13 protein-coding genes are annotated in these 19,893 nt (G+C 53.8%); 4 read left to right on the plus strand and 9 right to left on the minus strand.

Features of this window, described 5'->3' with window-relative positions:
• Positions 1–106: 106 nt before the first annotated feature.
• The 6 genes from RB_RS04670 to RB_RS04695 all read right to left on the minus strand — a co-directional run bounded on the left by RB_RS04670 (position 107) and on the right by RB_RS04695 (position 8,749).
• Entirely contained in the window at positions 107–1,951 is a 1,845-nt protein-coding gene (locus tag RB_RS04670; protein ID WP_011118817.1) for a TolC family protein, read from the minus strand.
• A 287-nt stretch (positions 1,952–2,238) separates the two neighbouring features.
• Positions 2,239–5,673 (minus strand): efflux RND transporter permease subunit, encoded by a 3,435-nt coding sequence (locus RB_RS04675; RefSeq protein WP_011118819.1) that lies wholly within the window; start codon positions 5,671–5,673, stop codon positions 2,239–2,241.
• Positions 5,674–5,852: 179 nt separating this feature from the next.
• Complete coding sequence (locus tag RB_RS04680) at positions 5,853–7,028, minus strand: efflux RND transporter periplasmic adaptor subunit (RefSeq protein ID WP_231846224.1); 1,176 nt, start codon at positions 7,026–7,028, stop codon at positions 5,853–5,855.
• Positions 7,029–7,416: 388 nt separating this feature from the next.
• Positions 7,417–7,779 (minus strand): SpoIIAA family protein, encoded by a 363-nt coding sequence (locus RB_RS04685; RefSeq protein ID WP_007325944.1) that lies wholly within the window; start codon positions 7,777–7,779, stop codon positions 7,417–7,419.
• 2 nt (positions 7,780–7,781) lie between these two features.
• Positions 7,782–8,027 (minus strand): hypothetical protein, encoded by a 246-nt coding sequence (locus tag RB_RS04690; RefSeq protein ID WP_007325943.1) that lies wholly within the window; start codon positions 8,025–8,027, stop codon positions 7,782–7,784.
• An 11-nt stretch (positions 8,028–8,038) separates the two neighbouring features.
• On the minus strand, positions 8,039–8,749 hold the full coding sequence (locus RB_RS04695; protein WP_007325942.1) for a cytidylate kinase-like family protein: 711 nt from the start codon (positions 8,747–8,749) through the stop codon (positions 8,039–8,041).
• A gap of 500 nt (positions 8,750–9,249) precedes the next feature.
• Here RB_RS04695 and RB_RS04700 point away from each other — a divergent pair, with 500 nt between their 5' ends.
• Positions 9,250–10,608, plus strand: a complete 1,359-nt coding sequence (locus RB_RS04700) for a sigma-54-dependent transcriptional regulator (protein WP_165447204.1) — start codon at positions 9,250–9,252, stop codon at positions 10,606–10,608.
• A gap of 30 nt (positions 10,609–10,638) precedes the next feature.
• Here RB_RS04700 and RB_RS04705 read toward each other — a convergent pair whose 3' ends face one another.
• Positions 10,639–11,505 (minus strand): SHOCT domain-containing protein, encoded by an 867-nt coding sequence (locus RB_RS04705; protein WP_164922721.1) that lies wholly within the window; start codon positions 11,503–11,505, stop codon positions 10,639–10,641.
• Positions 11,506–11,872: 367 nt separating this feature from the next.
• On the opposite strand from RB_RS04705, the gene RB_RS04715 reads away from it, so the two are divergent.
• The gene (locus RB_RS04715; RefSeq protein ID WP_164921523.1) at positions 11,873–13,918 is read left to right on the plus strand and encodes a dockerin type I domain-containing protein; all 2,046 of its coding nucleotides are present in this window, start codon (positions 11,873–11,875) and stop codon (positions 13,916–13,918) included.
• An 81-nt stretch (positions 13,919–13,999) separates the two neighbouring features.
• Here the strand turns inward: RB_RS04715 and RB_RS04720 are convergent, their stop codons facing one another.
• Complete coding sequence (locus RB_RS04720; protein ID WP_011118829.1) at positions 14,000–15,508, minus strand: mannitol dehydrogenase family protein; 1,509 nt, start codon at positions 15,506–15,508, stop codon at positions 14,000–14,002.
• 18 nt (positions 15,509–15,526) lie between these two features.
• Entirely contained in the window at positions 15,527–17,254 is a 1,728-nt protein-coding gene (locus RB_RS04725; RefSeq protein ID WP_011118830.1) for a purine-cytosine permease family protein, read from the minus strand.
• A 251-nt stretch (positions 17,255–17,505) separates the two neighbouring features.
• Between RB_RS04725 and RB_RS04730 the strand changes: the two genes are divergently transcribed.
• On the plus strand, positions 17,506–18,222 hold the full coding sequence (locus RB_RS04730) for a transposase (protein WP_231846225.1): 717 nt from the start codon (positions 17,506–17,508) through the stop codon (positions 18,220–18,222).
• Between the two features lie 385 nt (positions 18,223–18,607).
• Complete coding sequence (locus tag RB_RS04735; protein ID WP_231846226.1) at positions 18,608–19,654, plus strand: hypothetical protein; 1,047 nt, start codon at positions 18,608–18,610, stop codon at positions 19,652–19,654.
• Positions 19,655–19,893 lie beyond the last annotated feature (239 nt).

Genomic DNA, 19,893 nt, shown 5'->3' on the forward strand with positions numbered 1-19,893 from the left:
CCGCACCAAAAGAAGGCGAATGGCTTTTTGTTTCGCTTGCTTCTCGCGAACGGTGCGAACGCTCATCTGGCTCGTACCGATTCGCGAGATTCGTCGCCGCTCGGGCTCAGAAGCCACCACCACCGAGGGCTTGGTAAGCGTTGATGATCGCACTGAGTTCTTCTTGCTTGGTGTCGATCAACAACATCTTGGCTTCCATCAATTCCCGTTGAGCGAGCAACACTTCGACGTATTCCGCACGAGCGTTTTGGAACAGTTTGCCGGCACTGTCGACGGACTCTTCCAGCGACTGAAGTTGCTTCTTCTTGACTTCGATGCTGTTTCGATAGTTGTCGACCTTTGAAACCAAATTGACAACTTCGACGTGTGCTTCCAGGACGGTTTGCTGGTAGTTGTAAATGCTTTGCAACTGAACCGCGTTCGCTGTCTGGTAGTCGGCTTTGATGGCACGTTTGTTGATCAGCGGACCCACGATGTCACCCGCAACGCTGTAGATCAACGACTCTGGTGTTCGGAACAGATATCCAGTTGCGAATGCGTTCCAACCCAATCCGCCGGTCAGAGTGAGGGAGGGATAAAAGCGAGCCCGTGCGACTTTGACGTCCAATCCAGCTGCGGCGACGCGGCGCTCCGCTTCGCGGATGTCGGCTCGGTTTTGCAACAATTCCGATGGGACGCCGGCACTGAGCGTTTGCATGTTCAGGTCGATAAAGTCGACTTCCGTTCGGTCCACATGCTGGGGATAACGTCCGACCAGAAAGTTGATTCGGTTTTCCGTTTCGACGATTTCTTGAGCGATGACCGCACGTTCGCTCTCGTTTTTGTGCACTTCGGCCTGAAAACGTTGGACGGCCAGTTGATTGCCTCGTCCGGCTTCCTTCATCGCGTTGGATATGTCGAGGCTACGCTGCTGGATATCGATCGTCTTTTGAAGCGTCTGCATTCGGTTGTCGAGAGCAAGCAGCTCGTAGTAGTTCTCGGCGATTTCCGCGACCAAACGGGTAACAACGTAGTTCCGCCCTTCCTTCGTCGCCAGGTATCGCATCGCAGCGGCATTTTGAGCGTTGCGCAGTCGTTTCCAGATATCGACTTCCCACGATACATTTGCGGCGACCAAGAAGTCAGGCAACGGATCAGGGAACCCCTTGCCCGGCACGACTTCTAGTTGTTCTTCCACTGCGCCATCGCGGGTGTGGCGGCCTGATTTTTCGATGCCGGCTCCGACGCCCGCGGTGACGAAGGGACGATACTCACCGCTTCTTGCGTAGGTTTCGTTGCATGCAATTCGGATCTCTTCAGAAAGGATTCTCAGTTCCTGGTTGCCAACCAATGCTTGATTGATCAGGTCCAGCAGGTAAGGATCGGTGTAAAAGATACTTTGCGGCAGGTGGGCCGAGTTTTGGTACGTCGAAATGCCAAAGTTCAGGTCGGCTTCGTCGTAGACGATCATTTCCGCTGGTTCGCCAATCTGCGCGTCGTCGCTGGCATCCACCTGAACATTCACCAATGTGGTGGAACTTGCGTTCAGTTTATTGGTCTTGTTTTGGTCGGCTGGTGAATTCACGTCTGAGAGGTCAGTCGACTTGATGTAGTTTGCGAATGTTTTGTCTTCGTCGTCTGACTTGGGTGATACCGGCTTCGATTTCATCGACGGCGATTGTTTTGCCAGATCAATCGCTTGCGAGTTTCGCGTCTCGATGAAGGAGGCTGTTTCGACTAGCGAACCTGATTCGGTTTCGAACTGGGGCATGCTCTTCGACACAGTTGGTTGGGTATAGTCGGTGCCATTATTCCAGTTGTAGTGCTGAGGCATCGACGGTCCCGGCTTGTAGCCTCGCAAGCAAGGGATACCGCAGCCCGGAATCGCTAGCAATGATCCGCAAATCAAGGCGGCGATTGTGGCGCGTTTAGATGACTTGCAACGTGGGGCAAGCTTCGATGGAAAGTTCATGTTCGTCCTTGCTGAACTGACTGGAATCGGCGTCCTGCCGATTGGTTTCGATGGCCGTTTTGATTAACCAGTAGGCGTCCCGCCAAGATTGGCTGGCGGGCCGAATGCTGTTAGTCTGGTAGCTTCAATATCGTCTCTCATAAAACGCTCATTGGACGCATCGGCCATGCCTTCGCGATTGTGCCAACATTTGCAGATCAGTCGTTCTGGCTCTGAAACCTGCAAGGACCTTTCTGATTGCAATGTCTATGAGGAATGTTCGTATGGGATGGCCATCCAACGGTGCTTCAGTGCTCACGCTCGAAGATCTCGCTGAGTGGCGCGTCATGTTCATCTCGAATCAGAGAACGACCATCCGCTATTTTGGCGAACAGGTAATATAGGCCTGGGATCACCAGGACGCCGACGAGGGTGCCGAGCAACATGCCACCGACAGCAGTGGTTCCGATGGTGCGGTTTCCGATCGCACCAGGGCCGGTGGCGCGGACCAACGGAATCAGACCGGCGATGAACGCAAATGATGTCATCAGGATGGGCCGGAATCGAAGTTTGCCTCCCTCGATGCCCGCTTCCATGATGCTCAGTCCTTCCTGGCGACGTTGAACGGCGAATTCGATGATCAAAATGGCGTTCTTACCCAACAAGCCAACCAACATCACTAAACCGATTTGACAGTACACATCGTTGGCCAAACCCATGGATTGTAGGAACGCGAATGATCCGAAGATGCCGACGGGTAGTGATGTCAACACGGCCAAAGGAATGATAAAGCTCTCATATTGGCCAACCAAAACCATGTAAACGAAGATCACCACGATCAAGAAGATGTAGACCGCCGTGTTTCCCGATTTGGCTTCGTCGTATGACAAACCCTGCCAGTCGATGTCGAAACCGTTTGGCAGCGTTTCCGCAGCGACCTGTTTGATAGCCGCGATCGCTTCGCCACTGCTGTAGCCCGCGGCTGGGGCTCCCTGAATGGGTGCGGTTGGATAGAGGTTGTATCGGCTGATCTCGTTCAGTCCCTGCTTCTTTTCGATTCGCATGAAAGCCGAGTACGGCACCATTTCCCCGCCTTCGTTCTTGACGAACATGTTGTCGAGGTCTTCTGGGTAGCGACGAAACTTCGGTTGGGCTTGGACATAGACTTTGTAGAATTGGCCGAATCGAACGAAGCCCTGCTCCCACGTGCTTCCAATGACAATCGACAAGTTGTCCATCGCGTCCTTGATCGAGACACCTTTTTGCATCGCAACGTCGTTGTCGATGATGACTTCGTACTGTGGGTAGTTAGCAGCGAAGAACGTGAACAAACCTTTCAGTTCAGGACGTTTGCCCAGTGCAGCCATGAACTCGTCGGTCACCTGCCCGAGTTTTGCATAGTCGCCGCTGTTCGTTTTGTCGAGCAAGTTGACGGAGAAGCCGCCGGCGGCACCAAACCCTGGAACGGCCGGTGGTTCAAAGAACTCGAGTTTGACATTGGCGATGTCCGTCCCACGTTCTTCCAATTCTTCGATGAGCTCTCGCGAGGTCAGCTCGCGATCGGCCCACGGTTTGAGATTGATGATGCATGTGCCCGCATTGGATCCGCGGCCCTCGGTGAGAACTTCGTAACCGGCGATTGACGAAACGGAGGTGACCTCGTCCATCTGTTTGCAGATTTGTTGCAGTTCATGGCATTTTGAATTGGTGTACTCAAGCGTCGATCCGGGTGGAGTTTGCACGATTCCATAGATCATGCCTTGGTCTTCCAGCGGGATGAAACCAGTCGGCAGGACTTGGTTGACAACCAGAATTCCATATCCAAAAACGGCGATCACTGCGATCGTCACCACTCGGCGACTGATGATATGACGAAGGAATCTTGCGTAGACGCCGGTCACCGATTCAACGCTGCGGTCAAACCCATGCAGGAACAATCCGATTGGACTTCGTTTTTTCGCGGTGCCATCAGTACCGGAGAACGCGGCGCGGAATGAGAATGTGGCCAGCAAAGCGACCACAACAGCAATGATTTGAATTCGTGTGTTGGTCAGTTCCACCTGTTCAGAAATGACCTCGTGGACGAGTTCGATGTGCAGCAGCGAATAGACGCCGTAACCAACCGCAAACCCGAGAAGAAGACTCGCCAAAGCCCGCAAAACGAAAGCATATTTGCCTGCGATCTTTTGCATTCCGCGGTTCAACAGACCGATAATCCCACGCGGTGTGTTGTCGTCGAGTGGTTTTAGAATCATCGCGCACAGCACCGGCGTCAGTGACAATGCAACGACTCCCGAGATGACAATCGACATAGCCATGGTCAACGCGAACTGACGATAGAACACGCCGACCGGGCCGGTCATGAATGTGACGGGAATGAAAACCGCGGTCATTACCAAGGTGATAGCAATGATCGCGCCGCTGATCTCTTGCACCACTTCCCGGGTCGCTTGATAGGGGCCGAGATGCTTGGCGTGCATCTTCTCGTGAACCGCCTCTACCACCACGATGGCATCGTCCACGACGACCCCGATGGCGAGCACCAGTGCGAACAAGGTAATCAGGTTGATTGACATGCCGAACATCAGCATGAAGAAGAATGTGCCGATCAACGACACCGGAACGGCGAGCGTTGGGATCAGCGTGCTGCGGAAGTCGCCCAGGAACAAGTAGACAACCAACGAAACCAAAATGAAGGCTTCGAATAGTGTGTGCAGCACCTTCTCAATCGATGCGTCCAGGAAATTGGAGACGTCATAGGTGACCGCGTAATCCATCCCCGGTGGGAATTGTTTCTCCTTGATCTCTTCGACCTTTGCCTTGACCTTTTCAATCACTTCGGCGGCGTTGGATCCTGGCGTTTGCTTCAGGACGATTGCCGCGGCAGGCAGTCCGTCAATGTCAGAGTACAGGTCATAAAAGGACGAACCCAGCGAGATGGTGGCAACGTCCGCTAGACGTAAGATTTCGCCTTCGGGAGTCGCTCGCAAGATGATCTGATCGTATTCCTCTGGCGTCGTGTATCGTCCAACCCAAGTCAGCACGTACTCGAGCGTTTGCGACGTCGTTCCGGTTGCCTGGCCAAGTCGTCCTGGCGTGCCAATCATGCTTTGTTCAGCAAGTGCTTCCATCACGTCCTCTGCGTCGATGTGGTAGGCCCGCATGCGGTCCAGATCCAACTCCACTCGCATGGCGTACGAGCGGTTGCCCAAAATCGATGCGAAGCCCACACCGGGGATGCGTTTGATTTCGTTGAGGATGTTGACGGTGGAATAGTTGTAGAGGTAGTTCTGGTCGACGTTTTCGTCGGTGCTGAACACGTTTACATACATCAGCATGCTGCTCATGTTCTGCATCACGATGATGCCTTCGCGTTCAACGATTGGCGGCAGGTTGTTCTTGACCATTTGAACGCGGTTGTTCACGTTCATCACGGCAACGTCCGGATCAGTTCCCGGTTCGAAGATGACCTGGATCGTTCCTTCGCCGGCGCTGGTCGCGTCACTGAGCATGTAACGCATGTTGGGAACACCATTGATGGCTTGTTCCAAGATCACCATCGTTGAGTCGATCAGAATCTTGGCACTTGCACCGGGATACGAGACCGAAACGCGAACGCTCGGTGGCGCGACGGATGGAAATTGCGAAATCGGCAACACGTTGATCGCGAGGCCGCCCATGAACAGGATCAGCAACGAGATGACGATGGCGAGCGCGGGCCGGTGAAGGAATTTTTCGAACATGTTGCGAAACGAGTGAACGCGAGAGAATGGCTGGTTGAACGAGCAGGTAACAGAAGCTCGCGGGGTGTGATTAAGGTGGGCACTTGCCGTTTGTTGTCGTCTCGGCGGAAGCCTCTGAAAGGTGCAATTGCGATCTCTACCAAGTCAGGATCGACATGGTCGTCAGCATGGAGCGGCGACTATTCAGCGTGATATTTCAGATTGCCGAGCACGGTATCTGGATCCCGATACTCGTACTCCACCTTCTCGCCGTCACGGACTTGAAGGATGCCCTCGAGCACGATCTTCTCGCCCGGTTGCAAACCCTCAGAGATAAGAAAGATGTCATCCTTTTCGTTTTGGATCACAATTTCCCGTTGGTGCACGATGTCGTCTACGTCGATGACAAAGGCGTACTTCTTGGCCAGAATTTCAAAGGTTGCTCGCTGAGGAATCACGACCGCGTTTTTCGCCACTTGGTTGATTAACACCGTTCCCGTTTGGCCGTGCCGCAGCAGTCCGTTTGGGTTGGGGAAGTCGGCCCGGAATGCGATGTTGCCGGTCTCGCTATCAAAGTCCGCTTCGATCGCACCAATCTTGCCTGGTTGGTCAAAGATCTTGTGGTTGGCCAATCGCAATTGCACATCCAACGCATCCTGGTTCTGGCCCGCATTCATGGCTTCTTGGTATTCCAAGTAGCGGGATTCGGGGACGTTGAAGTAGACCCACATGACGCTGTTGTCGGACATGGTCGTCAACATCGCGCCTTCTTCGACCAAGCTGCCTTCCTGTTCCTGTAAACGATCAACAATTCCGTCGAAAGGAGCTTTGATGTTGGCGAAGTTCATTTCGGCCTGTGCCAGTTTGACGTTCGCAACCGCTTTCGCGAGTTTAGCTTCTGCCAACTTGAGCTCTTGGGTGGAAACAATGTTTTGTTGAACCAAGCTCTTGGTATTGTCAAACTCCACTTGTGCGAGTTGAGCTTCCGCCATGTCGGCGTCCAGCTTGGCTTCGTAAATGGTCGGCAGGATGTGGAACATTGTCTGGCCCTTGGTAACGGCTTGGCCTTCATTGACATGGATGTCTTTGAGGTATCCACCCTCCAAAGCGCACACTTCGATGTGCCGCCGTGAATGAATTTGGCAGACGTATTGCCGCGTTAGCGTGACGTCTCGGGCAACAGGACTCGTCACCACAATTTTGTGCTGAGCGTGATGTTCGCCGGTTGCATGGTGAGCGTTCGTCACTTCCGGTTCGCTTGAGCCATGGTGAGACTCGTTGTGGTGCGAATTTGCTTGCCCGGTCGTTGTATGTTGTTTGCTATGGGACGACGGATGCGAACCGCTGATGATTTGTGCCGGGCGTGATCCAGACATCGTGTCGCATCCGAGGAAGGCACATGGAATCACCACGAAAATCAGGATGGGGATCGATCGATTGAGCATGGAACGGATGATTGAGATCATTTCAAGGAATTGATTGTGCAAGGACTGCGGTTCAAACGCATTTGGACTGGTCGGACCAACCAAAAGCACGAGCCGTGCCGAGGCTCGAAATGTCCGCGTCAGATTAACGCATTGCTTGCAAAACTGGCGGGTTTCGCGGGGGAAACGACACTTGCGTTTGGAAAAGCATTTCTGGGACGCCGCACGCGATCTGCAAATCGCATCACCCTCTCTGCAACAATCTGCAGGTTGCGTCGGTACGCTTGCGTATCGCTGGTTCGCGAACAAATCCACGTCAGTGGCTCGGCGATCGAACCATTCAGCAAGCCTGGATCCAGGCACGGGCGACGTTCAATTCGTCAGGTTCGAAGTATTCAAGTCCAACGGTACGAAAGCGACGGCAGAACAAACTCATGCCATGTTCCCAACGTCGATCGCCGACAATTGCGACTTGTTCGACTTCTTCATCGCCTTGCAGCCCCAGACCAGGGTTAGGATCGAAGGCTCGAAGATTCCACCCGCGAAAATCGCGGAGGTGGACCAAGATCCGAACACTTCCGAACCGAACGATTCGCTCTTTCACCGTTGGAAGCAAAGCGGAGCAATCCTGCTTCGAGAGCGTTCCGTTGATTTCGACTTCGATGACGTTGCTCTGCGAAGGAGCGATGTGGATAACAGCCATGATTACTCGTTGGTCACGTTGGACGGTCGTGTGTGTTGTGCCCAAATTTGGTTCAGCATTCGAAACTCGTGCGGGGTGATGTCTCCGTGGTCGATGCTTTCCCAATTCGCATCGCTGCCGATGAACGCGAGGCACTCTGCCTTCAGACCCATCAACGAATCGAACCAGGACGGCTCGCACCAAACCGTTACGATCGCTTGTTCCGATTCGAACACCGAATCGTCGATTGAAATCAGCTTGTATTTCATGGCATGTGACCTCATCGTTGTTGCTTGTCGGACCACCGACGAACCGTGTCGATGATCACGTTGGCCGCTTCATCGAGCGATTCTTCGCCGACGTTGAGAACCAGGTCGTAGAGATGCGGATCGGTGTCGTCTTGTTGAAAGTGCTCTCGAATGTAGCTCTCTCGTTGCCGATCCTTCTCCAGGATCCAGCGATGAGCTTCCTTCTTAGAGATGCCTTGCTGGTTCATCACTCGGTGCACTCGTACGTCAAGAGAGGCGACCACACGCACCGCCAATCCGCGGTCTCTCGGAAGCACGTATTTGGCACCACGTCCCACGATGACAACGTTTCCGTGCGATGCGGCCAACAAGACGAGTTTGGCGACTCGGTGCGTGTAGGTGGATTCCGAAAACCCGAGCCCACCAATTCGCGACGTTAGGATTTCGCTCAACCAGCTCTCGTGCTTTTCGTCGACTCGCTGAATGAGGCAGCGTGGCGTTCCATAGTGCTGCTCCATGTATTCGACGATCTCGTTGTCCAGTACATCCCAGTGCAAACGTTCGGCGACTTTGCGGGCCAACTCGCTGCCGCCGGCACCCGCTTCCCGTGACAGGGTGAGGTAAGGCCCCAATTCCCTGCCTGTCTTCTTTGTGGACATCCCGTCATGGTCTTTTTGAGAATGCACCCACTTCATCACTTCTTCGTCGGCTCGGCGTTCGATGGCCGGAATTCTGACACTCATTGGTTGCGAATCTCCTTGCGTTGTGGGCTAGTACCGGAGCCATTCGTAAACGCAATTGATGGGCCGCTACCAGGCGACGTGACCGGGATGCAAACGCCGATGCCCGTGAATCACGGTGCAAAGTTTTGGACAGGCGTCTTAGTTAGCGCTGAGTATGGATGTGAGAACTGTGCAGGTTCTTGCAGGAAGGATGCAGACACTTGCATCTTCACGATGCTGACGCGGGGTGCCACTCACATCCACCGACGAACCCAAGCACTCGCCGTTGCTGCCAGTCGGTTTTATGGACAGTGGTGCCGAACGAGCAAGGAATTGCCTAGTTATTCGGTGTTTGGGCATCTTCGTCGCTTTAGAAAGGTACGGCTGCTTTCGCCACAAAGTCTTCTAGAGCAGTCGTCCAGTTGGCCTTCACTTCGATGAGCTTTTGTTTGGTCTGTCGTTTGCCTAGTGAGCATGTCTCGAAAGACGACTTCCCATCCGAACGAGCAAGCCAACTGAGAATGGACAGCGAACTGCATTTATTGATCGTGGACGACGAGCCGAATATTCGGTCAGGTCTCGCGCGTGGGCTGGAAAAGATCTGCGATCACATCGAAACGGCAGGCTCGGTCAACGAGGCTCTCGACAAGTTCGATGCCGGACACTTTCAGCTCGTTATCGCGGACGTGCAAATGCCTGGTGATCGCGATGGATTGGAACTGATTTCGTTGATTAGGCAACGCGATCCGGGAACGACTTGCATCGTGATCACAGCAAACGGAACCGTGGAAACAGCGGTCGATGCGATGAAGCGGGGTGCGTTCGATTTTATCATGAAACCCGTTGATTTGAACTTGATTCGGCAACAAGTTGCAAAGGCAGCAGAGCATCACCAATTGCGGAACGAAAATCATCATTTGAGAGAGCAATTGGCGGAAGCCGGCGAACTGACAGGGTTCATCGGGAACTGTCAAACGTTTCAAAACCTCGTCGACAAGATTCGCCAAGTCGCGGCGACGGACGCGACGGTGTTGGTGCAAGGAGAAAGCGGAACCGGCAAGGAATTGATCGCTCGCGCGGTACACGATCTAAGCAACCGCAACAACGCCCCGTTTGTTGCTGTCAACTTGGGGGCCTTGCCTGAAAGCCTTTTGGAAAGTGAATTGTTTGGCCATGAAAAGGGTTCATTCACGGGAGCCTCGCGGCAGAAACCTGGCTGCTTTGAACAGGCATCGGGCGGTACGTTGTTTCTAGATGAAATCACGGAGATCCCCGCGAAGAGCCAAGTCGATTTGTTGCGGGTCTTGGAAACCGGCCAGTACGCACGTGTCGGCGGTGAGGAGTTGTTGCAATCCAACGCTCGGATCGTTTCGGCCACCAATCAAGTGGCTTCGAAGTTGGTCGAGGATGGGGCCTTTCGCGAAGATTTGTACTACCGTCTGAACATCATTCCGATCGAAGTCCCCCCGCTAAGGAACCGACGAGAAGACATCCCGTTGCTGGTAGAACACTTTCTAAAAAGGTTTTGTGCACGACATCGTCGGCCCTTAAAAAGGATCGTCCCGGAAGCGATGCAAATGTTGTCTCAGTCGCATTGGCCTGGGAACGTTCGTCAGCTCCGCAATCACATCGAAAGGTTGGTTGTAACCGTTCCCGCGGAAACGATTTTAGCAGCCGATTTGCCATGCGAACTGCACCAGCAGAACGCCGCGCAAAGCACGGCGTTGAAAACCTTGGTAGAAATCACTGAGTCAGCAGAGAAGACCGGGATCGAGCTGGCTTTGTCGGCCAAGAAGTCCCACCGCGAACAAACTGCGAAGGCATTGGGAATCAGTGTGCGAACGCTTCACTACAAGATGAATCGATACAATCTGCACTAACGCTCCGTAGAGAAATCTTGCCGGGGAGCTTTAGATCCGGTCCAACAAGTCTGATTTCTTGCGATCGAATTCTTCTTGCGTGATGTAGCCCTTGTCGAGCAAGCCGCCGAGGCGATTGAGTGTGTCGAAAACATCATTCGAAGTGGACGATGTTGTTTGCGGCTGGTTCGATGTGGGAACCGGTGCAGGTGGAGTCTCGGCAGGAGGGGGCTGTTGCATCGATTGAGTTGGTGCCGCTTGTGGTGGGGCCGGCGCTGGTGGAGCTTGCGGCGTTTCGGTGACTCCGTTGCGACTGACAACCGGCAGCGAAGAAAGCGGAACGATTCCGAATTGGCTGGTGAAGGTGATTGAACCGTCGCCCGATTGCTGTTGGCTGAATCCGCCAATGTTGTGATGCAACGTGTCGTACAACCAAACGTCATCGCCCGTTGCGACCGCCAATCGTTGTGCGTTGGCAAAGTACGCGTAACGCATGTGGTTTTGTGATCCGCTGGCCGAAGGCGATCCTAGTTCGCTGGGCCACCAATTTCGTCGTGGGTCCGGTGCAAACAAGCTGTTCTCGGCCGATCCGCCGCCGGCCTGCTGGTCTTGGTAATTCGAGCCACCGCTTTGGCTTTGCGATTGGAACACGCCGCTGCTGGTTCCGGTTTGGTTCTCGGCAATCGAGCGAGCGCAATCATCACACAATGCGGCGACACGGTATTTCAGATTTTGATTGAACATGTCGCCAATCATCATCATGCCGCCGGACATCCATTGTCCGGACCCACCGAATTCAGGATGCGAGAATTGGGCCATGCTTCCGTTGCCGTTGTAGACCGCTGCCAGCATGTGGCTGACGGCATCGACGGAGAATCCATGACGATTTGAAAGTGTTTGGGCGATTTGCTGGCCCATGGACGAAAGTGGCAACACGGGAGACTCGCAGGAAACACTGGTGGAAACGAATTGATATCAGGCACTTTACTGACATCACGAGCTTTATTGTCAACCAATTCGCCCAGACTTCCTAGTGCCACATTTTTGGGGTGTTGATTGTGCCGGCCGCAATCTTTGCCGGGTGTCCTCGCCCCCTGGTTGAGCCGAGAAAGAAAACGAATTGCTGCGAATTGCTTGCTGCCATTGAACCAAATTTCGATTCGGGTGTGACGTTTGGTCGCGGGGTACGTCCTGAGATGGTAGGCGAGTCTTGTTTCGTCGCGATTTGCAACGATTCGAAAGGCCCGTCGCTTCTCCTTTTCTCAATCGCCGCGCGGGGAATACCATGCCACTCAGTTGGAATCGTTGGATCGGAACGTCCAAGTCAGCTCGATCTCGCAAACAACAACGAAAATCGACTCGCCGCAAGTTGATGTCAGAGAATCTGGAGACCAGGAACCTTCTCGCCGCCAATCTGTTCCACAACGAGGCGATGCCGGAAGACGTCAATGAAGATGATCAGGTCACGGCTTTGGATGCTCTCACCATCATCAATCGGATGAACCGCGAACAAGCTGGTGAATCCGCGGGTGATGTCAGACGCGGACAGATGACGGACGTCAACAACGACGGTCGCAACAGTGCCCTGGATGCGTTGATGGTGATCAACCGTTTGAACCGCGACCAAGGTGGACCACGAGATTCAGGATCGCCCGACGCGGGATCGGGAAACCAAGACCAAACAGATTCCGAAACGAGCGGAGACAATTCGGATGTTGAGGGCACCAATGGCGATGATCCATCCACCGACGGAACAACGTCGGGCGATCAAACAGATGCTGATTCAGCGATTGAGTTGACCGGGGATGCTGTGCTTGATTGGAACAACCTGTTCAACGAGTTGACCTCCAACAGCGAGGATTATCAAAACCCGGGGTACGCTTCTCGAGCGATGGCGATGTTGAACGTGGCGATCTATGACTCCGTCGCGATAGCTTCTGGCGATTCTGAAATTGCATTCTACGAATACGATTCATCATTGACGAACTCTTCCGGTGACGTTTCATCGCAAGCTGCCGCATCGAGTGCCGCCTACTCCGTCCTGAGTTCCCTGTACTCGGACCAGCAAGAAACGATCGATTCGTTCTATGGAGATGTGCTAGCAACTTACAGCCAAGATCCAGAAACCGAGGCGGGGTTGATCCTCGGCGCGGAAGTTAACAGTACCGTGATCGCGAATCGTGCAAATGATGGATCGGACTCGGTCGTGGAGTACACCTACACCGATGAGATAGGTTCTTTTCATTCGGATCCGCTGAATCCGGACGTCCCAGTATGGGGACCGGGTTGGGGTGATGTGGACACGTTCGCAATCTCCGATGCGGACGCCTTCACACCGGAGTCGCCTCCGGATTTGACCAGCGAAGAATACGCGGCGTCTTACAACGAAGTGAAGGAATTGGGGGCGGTCGACAGCACCACACGAACGGCCGACCAAACCGAAGCGGGGATCTTTTGGGCTTACGACCGAGATGGTTTGGGCACGCCGCTCACGCTGTTCAACGACATTCTAGAAACAGTCGCCGTGCAAGAAGGCAATACGTTTGAGGAGAATGCGGCTTTGTTCGCCCAGGCATCAGTCGCGATGGCTGATGCGGGGGTTGTGGCGTGGACGACCAAGTTCGGAGAAGAACTTTGGCGTCCGGTCACCGCAATCCAAGAAGGCGATTTCGATGGAAACACGCTGACCGAAGGCGATGCTGATTGGACCGCTTTGGGGGCGCCTGATGGAGGTGATGACATTGTTGGCTTCACGCCGCAATTTCCGACCTACATCTCCGGCCACGCGACCTTTGGCGGTGCCTTGTTTGGGACCCTGCAAGAATTCTATGGCACCGATGACATCTCGTTCACTGTCGCGTCGGAAGAACTTGAGATTCTGTTGGACAATCCTGAATTGCAGGAAGCCTACGGTTTGAATCTTGATGACGCCGAGCGAACTTTCAGTTCCTTCAGTGAGGCCATGGCCGAGAATGGACGCAGCCGAGTTTACTTGGGCATTCACTTCGACTTCGATGATTTGGTCGGTCAGGAAGTCGGGCAATCCATCGCCGCAGCGGTCGCATCGGAATTCAGCGTGGCGACGCCCGAAGATGACTCCACTGGCAAAGGCGTCGACGATGGCCAACTCGCAACAATGGACCGTGACGACCAGCCAAACCGAGACGGCGTCGACGGTTCGAGGCAGCGGAATCGCGAACCGGTCGCTCGGGACACGACTCAAGTGCCTCAGCAACAAACTTCATCGCGGGATGAGTCGAATCGACGATCAGAGGACGATCAGCGAATCGCAGCCATTGACCAGATTTTCGCAGAGAACCGCTTGATTTGACTTGGCTGCAAAAGTGGAACTCGCAGCGATTCAGTCACGGTCATTGCGAGTTGGCTTGTGAAAGCGATCTCGGGCGAGGTGTCAGTTCACTTCGCCGGAAGTTTGAACCATGCGTTCCATCATCGAAGCGACATCGGTCGTCTCGTACAGCGTTTCGACCATCGAAACGTATTGTTTGGTGAAGCGTTCGTTTTGGATCAGATCGCCAAAGACCTCGGTGACTTCCAAGAACGAGAGCGGGTCCTTGCGAGTGGCGACTGCCGCTTGGTGAAGCTGAGCTTTCAGTTCGTCGGTGATCTCGAGAGCGTTGCCATCCTGGTCGGTTTGTTTGTCACTGTAGAAGCACCAAGCCGCGATCACCAACGTCGCGAATTGGATGCTGCCACCGCGAGCCAAGTTGTCTTGAATGGTTGGAATCAAAAAGACCGGTAATTTGCTGGAGCTTTCCAGGCAGATACGCGAAAGAGCGTCCTTGATGTTTGGATTGCCAAAACGCTGCAACAAGGTGTCTTTATAGGATTCCAAGTCGATGCCCTCGACCTCGTCCAACACCGGCGTCACTTCCACATCCATGAACTGGCGAAGGTACGTTGCGAACAACGTGTCCGATACGCAACCATCGATGGTGCGGTGTCCGTGAATGGCTCCAAGTATTCCAAGCACGGAATGGCCAGCGTTGAGAAGTCGTAGCTTCATCTTCTCGTAGGGAACGACGTCAGGGACAAACTGTGCTCCAACGGATTCCCATTTTGGGCGACCCGAGGAGAAGTTGTCTTCCACGACCCACTGGCAAAAAGGTTCGCATGTGACCGGCCATTGATCCTTTAATTGATGCTCCTGTGCCAAGTATTCGATGTCGGCATCGGTGGTGACGGGAGTGATTCGATCAACCATTGCGTTGGGAAAGCACACATTGGTTTCGATCCACTTCGCTAGCTCTGGATCTTGTTTTCTGGCGAATCCTAGCACGGTTTTGCGAGTCAGGTCGCCGTTGTGTTGAATGTTGTCGCAGGACTGGATCGTGAATGCGGGCAAATCGCGTGCTCGACGACGTTTCAAAGCCTCGGTGAGGAAACCAAACACCATTTTCGGATTGGTGGGATGTTCCAAATCATGTTGTGCGTCGGGATGATTCCAATTGAAATCGCCCGTCGCCGCGTCGAGGTTGTAGCCGCCTTCGGTGATGGTCAATGAAACGATTTGAGTATCCGGGCTGGCCATTTGCTCGATCACGGATTCAGGATCGTCGCATCCCATCAGAAAGTCGATGATCGAACCGATCACGCGGTTTTCGATGGTGCCGTTTGGATGTCGAATGATCAATGTGTAGAGATAGTCTTGCTCTTTCAAGATTGATGCGATCTTCTGGTCGGCTGGTCGCAATCCCACACCGCAAATTCCCCAATCGCACGAATCATCCGACCGCAGAAGCTCGTCGGTGTAGAAAGCTTCGTGCGAACGATGGAATCCACCCACTCCAACGTGCACGATTCGAGGCTTTAAACGATCGCGATCATATTGCGGCGGCGATAGTTCAGCGGGCAACATCGACACGTTGGATTCGTTTAGCGATTTGATTTCATTGGTCATGATGTTCCAGCCAGTTGACTAATTGTCGTGCTGTGGATTGATGGCTTTGTAGCGATGCAGAACCCAGTAGGCGGTCGCGAAATACGAAATCGTCAGCACGAACGCCCAGGTGTAGAAGAGATCACGGTTCGAGGTGTAGGTTGGCAGGTCCGGACTTTGGAACATTGCTTTCAAGGCAAGCAACAAGATCAACAGCAGACAAAGCCGTGAGGTCCATCGTAGTACCAGGGTCAAACGCGTGGAGTCGGTGACGGGTTCGCCTTCCGCCAAAGCTTGTTCGTGTTGGAATTCGCGGATGTCTTCGTTCAAGATCCGTTCCTTTTCTTCCTTAGCCGGATAAGCTTCCGCGGCCCCGTAGAGCTTGGCTAGGAATGTGTAAAGCAGAATCGTGAACGCCCAGGTGGGAAGAAACAGGTAGTAGAACGACATCACCTGCATCGCGTTCAAACCAAAGCCGAAGATCAACCCAGCGATCCAGGACGCAATCGCTGGAGTGCTGTGCGGTAGGTTTCGATACTTGGCCCAGTAACGCGTGAAGCCAATCCGAGGGAACACCACGTGTTCGGCAAAAACAATCGCTCCGACAGGAACGACCAACAATCCCGCGTAGGTCAATAGCGGAAGGATTTGACGAAAGACGAACGGGAAACAGGCAACCGCGACCGTGACGCATCCGACGGTAAAGGTGACCATCTTGCGAGATCGATTGTGGAAGATCGCTTGCGCAGCCAATCCGGCGCGATAGAGGTTCGCATTCGCGGTCGTCCATCCTGCAACAATGACGATGACGTAGCCCGACATTCCGAGTGCTCGATACGCAACGTCGCCGGGATCCAAATCGACAATGGTGGACTTCAGCAGCACCGCGGCACCGGCGCCCATGATGCCCGACGCGATCCACGCGATGTAGTGTCCAAACAGCATGCCCGCACTGGTGCACAACCCATAGATCGACTTTTTCGCGTATCGCAACAACGCCATATCGATCAATCCAAAGTGTGTGATTGTGTTGGCCGCCCAAGCGAAACCGGCGACTTCCCACAATCCAATCCCCGGTTTGCCTTCCGCATTGGTGCCCGTCCAAATTGAATGATCGCCAATGACGAGAAAGTCATTGAATCCGGTGAGGGTGGTCTTTCCCAAGACTGACTCAGCCAACGCGGGGAACAACACCAACGCTCCACTGACGAACATCACGACCAGCCACGGACCACAGAGTCCCGAGAATTCTGCGACGGCGTTGAATCCGTACATCGCGATCAACACGACGATCATTCCCACCGCGACAACAACGGCGACAAACAAAAAGTCCGTCGGGTACCACTCCAGTTGAGCCGGTATGTTGAATAGCAACCTCACCGCGGTGCAGGAGACCGTGATCATCGCGGCGGAAATGACCGTGAAGATCAATACGTTGGCCCAGTTGTAGAGCCGCGTCATTGAGTCGCCAGCGATCTTTTCGAGGTAGGTGTAGAGACTCAACCGAATCTGCACGGCGATCGGAGTGGTGATGAGCGTCCAGCTTAGGATCGCCATGATGTTGCCGATCAGCAGCCCAATCAGAATGTCGCGAGTCGTCGCGCCCATGGCCACAAACGTCGCACCGATCACAAACTCGGTTGCCGCAACATGCTCTCCCGCATACAAGCCGACGAAGTGAGGCCAACTGTGCAACCGATGATTCGGAACCGGCAATTGCTCCTGTTTCATTTGGGCAATTGCTTGTCGGTTCGTATCGGTGCTCATGCGTGCTGCTCTACGGGGGAATTCGCGGCCGGTGACTGTATTCTAAACAGATTTCCACCTCAACAGGACCAATCTCAACCCAACTCGTCACAGACAACTTGCCCCGCTTATGAATCGTATCGCGCGAAAAAGGTGTCAGGTACCTTTTTGGGGGTCTGGGGCGTTTGGCGTTTCGGTGGATCGTATTGACTAGGCAACCTTCAAGGATAGCGTTGGATGGTCCGCCACCCACTCTTGGATCGATTCATCCCATGCCGCGTGCTCCACGAGCTGATGCCTCCGGGCATCTCTATCACGTACTGAACCGTGCCAATCGCAGGGCCACGATTTTTAGAAAGCAGCAAGACTACGAAGCGTTTGAATCGGTCCTGGCCGAAGCATTGTCAAAAGATGAGGTGGAACTGTTTTCGTATTGCTTGATGCCGAACCACTGGCACCTGGTTCTCCGACCGAAGTGCGATGGTGGAATGAGTCGATTTGTTCAGTGGCTCACTCTGACTCACACGCAGCGGTACAACGCCCATTATGAGATTGTCGGTGAAGGCCATCTCTACCAGGGCCGCTACAAGAGTTTTCCGATCCAGGACGACGAGCATTTTCTGACGGTCTGCCGGTACGTCGAACGCAACGCACTGGCCGCGGGCTATTGCGAGCTACCTGAAGATTGGCGTTGGGGAAGTCTTCATCGTTGGAAGTACGGGGCCGCGAAAGAGAAAGCATTGCTATCGCCTTGGCCGATCGTTCGGCGATCTGGTTGGTGCCAACATGTCGCCGCAAAACTGTCTGACAAGGAACAGAAACAATTGGATTTTTCTGTCAAACGTGGGGCACCGTTCGGAGAAGAGAATTGGATGGAGTCGACTGCGCGTCGATTCGACTTGGAAATGACAATGCGTCCCCGTGGTAGGCCTCGCAAATTCGAGCAGCGAGAAACGACAGGTTACCCAGTTTGTCAAAAAGGTACCTGACACCTTTTTTGAGAATCTGGTGGGGTCGGAGGGGTTGTGTTGGTGGTGGGCGAGATTTCTTTGGGGCGAGAAAGTGTTGCAGGTTGAGCGGTGGATTGGGGGCGATGCTTTGATTCGCGTCGGATTGGCACAGTGTGGCTGAGAGGGGTTTGGAGTGTGTGACAGGACCGCACGATCTGGATTGGCAGTCATGCAAATCTTGCTTGGGTGATAACAAGTTTGCCATTGAGTGGGACTTGGCAAGCTGTGTCGATCGCCGATGTGGGATCGTAGCGATGCGACTGGGCCAACCGATTCGCCTCGGTAACGAAACAAGCACATTGTTCGATTGGGCCGGCATCGTCGATCGGCCATTGGCAGTGTCAACGGCAACAGGAGATGGATCGTGAATTGCGTTTGGAAGGCCTCGGCTTTGGCCGTCATCATGGGATGTTGTTTGACGTCGTTTGCTTCGGCCGGCCGATCCAGTGGTTGTGATCCATTGGGGCTGGTTGGATGCGATGACGTGTGTTGCGACGATTGTGGATGCGATTCTTTTTGTGACTCCGTCGCGTGTCGTGGTTGCAAAGCCGCCGGATGTTTGGCATCGCTGAAACGGCATTTGCGTCCAAGTGATCACTGCTTTGATGACTTCATCAGCCCGATGATCGACTTCGTTCACTTCGAGGACCCTCGCAATCTGACGGAGCTGCGTCCGATCTTTGTGACACATCAGTTCCCCGCGACGCTTGGTCCGGGCAATATTCCTGCAAGCGGTTCGGTGCAACTGTTTGCTTTGCAGTTCCGTGTGGCACTGACGGAACGACTCAGTCTGATCGCTGTGAAGGATGGATACATTCTGGACAACAGCGAAGGGGCTTTGGACACGCTGTTGTTGGATTCCGGGTGGGCGGATGTTTCAGCCGGTTTGAAATACAACTTCATCCGCGACACTCAATCGGGAACGTTGTTGTCCGGTGGCTTCACTTACGAAATCCCGATGGGTAGCAAGCAATCATCGCAAGCTGTTGGCGACGGGGAGTTCCACTTCTTCGCAACCGGCGGTCAACGTTTGATGGGTGGCAACGCTCACATCCTTAGCTCCTTTGGCTGGCAATTGCCCGTCGATCAATCGGTCCAAAGCACAACTGTCCATTGGAACAACCACTTTGACGTGAAGCTGACCGACCGGGTCTATCTGTTCACCGAAAACTCTTGGTGGCACTGGGTGGATGAAGCTGAAAATGGCTTGGCGTTGGGCGTTTCGGGCCAAGACTTGCTCAACCTGGGTGCGACCGACGTTGAAGGCAACGACTTGGTCACGCACAACGTCGGCATGAAGTTCAAACCCAATGGAAACTTCGAGGCCGGCGTCGCTTACGAGTTCCCGCTGACCGCGTTCAAAGATGTCCTGGAAGACCGAGTGACCGTGGACATGATTTTCCGGTATTGATCGGCGTCACCGATCAAACACCACAATTGGATCGGTGTGTGACGAAAATCGTAAAACAGCAAGGGCGACGGTGATTGAATCACCATCGCCCTTTTTTCGTGGTTGCCTGCTGCAGATTCAACGTCGTTTAGGCACGTCGGCGGGAATTAGCGGGGGAAGATGTGAGCCGTTTAGGCGTTAGCCAAGTTTGTACGTGAGATATAGTGGCGTTTCCCAAGACAGCTTCAATGCAAAAGACT

Source organism: Rhodopirellula baltica SH 1 (genome assembly GCF_000196115.1).
Lineage (GTDB): Bacteria > Planctomycetota > Planctomycetia > Pirellulales > Pirellulaceae > Rhodopirellula > Rhodopirellula baltica.

Coding starts and splice junctions, on each gene's coding strand:
- RB_RS04670 (WP_011118817.1), bottom strand. CDS start 1,951: ATGAACTTTCCATCGAAGCTTGCCCCACGTTGCAAGTCATCTAAACGC.
- RB_RS04675 (WP_011118819.1), bottom strand. CDS start 5,673: ATGTTCGAAAAATTCCTTCACCGGCCCGCGCTCGCCATCGTCATCTCG.
- RB_RS04680 (WP_231846224.1), bottom strand. CDS start 7,028: ATGTCTGGATCACGCCCGGCACAAATCATCAGCGGTTCGCATCCGTCG.
- RB_RS04685 (WP_007325944.1), bottom strand. CDS start 7,779: ATGGCTGTTATCCACATCGCTCCTTCGCAGAGCAACGTCATCGAAGTC.
- RB_RS04690 (WP_007325943.1), bottom strand. CDS start 8,027: ATGAAATACAAGCTGATTTCAATCGACGATTCGGTGTTCGAATCGGAA.
- RB_RS04695 (WP_007325942.1), bottom strand. CDS start 8,749: ATGAGTGTCAGAATTCCGGCCATCGAACGCCGAGCCGACGAAGAAGTG.
- RB_RS04700 (WP_165447204.1), top strand. CDS start 9,250: ATGGACAGCGAACTGCATTTATTGATCGTGGACGACGAGCCGAATATT.
- RB_RS04705 (WP_164922721.1), bottom strand. CDS start 11,505: ATGGGCCAGCAAATCGCCCAAACACTTTCAAATCGTCATGGATTCTCC.
- RB_RS04715 (WP_164921523.1), top strand. CDS start 11,873: ATGCCACTCAGTTGGAATCGTTGGATCGGAACGTCCAAGTCAGCTCGA.
- RB_RS04720 (WP_011118829.1), bottom strand. CDS start 15,508: ATGACCAATGAAATCAAATCGCTAAACGAATCCAACGTGTCGATGTTG.
- RB_RS04725 (WP_011118830.1), bottom strand. CDS start 17,254: ATGAGCACCGATACGAACCGACAAGCAATTGCCCAAATGAAACAGGAG.
- RB_RS04730 (WP_231846225.1), top strand. CDS start 17,506: ATGCCGCGTGCTCCACGAGCTGATGCCTCCGGGCATCTCTATCACGTA.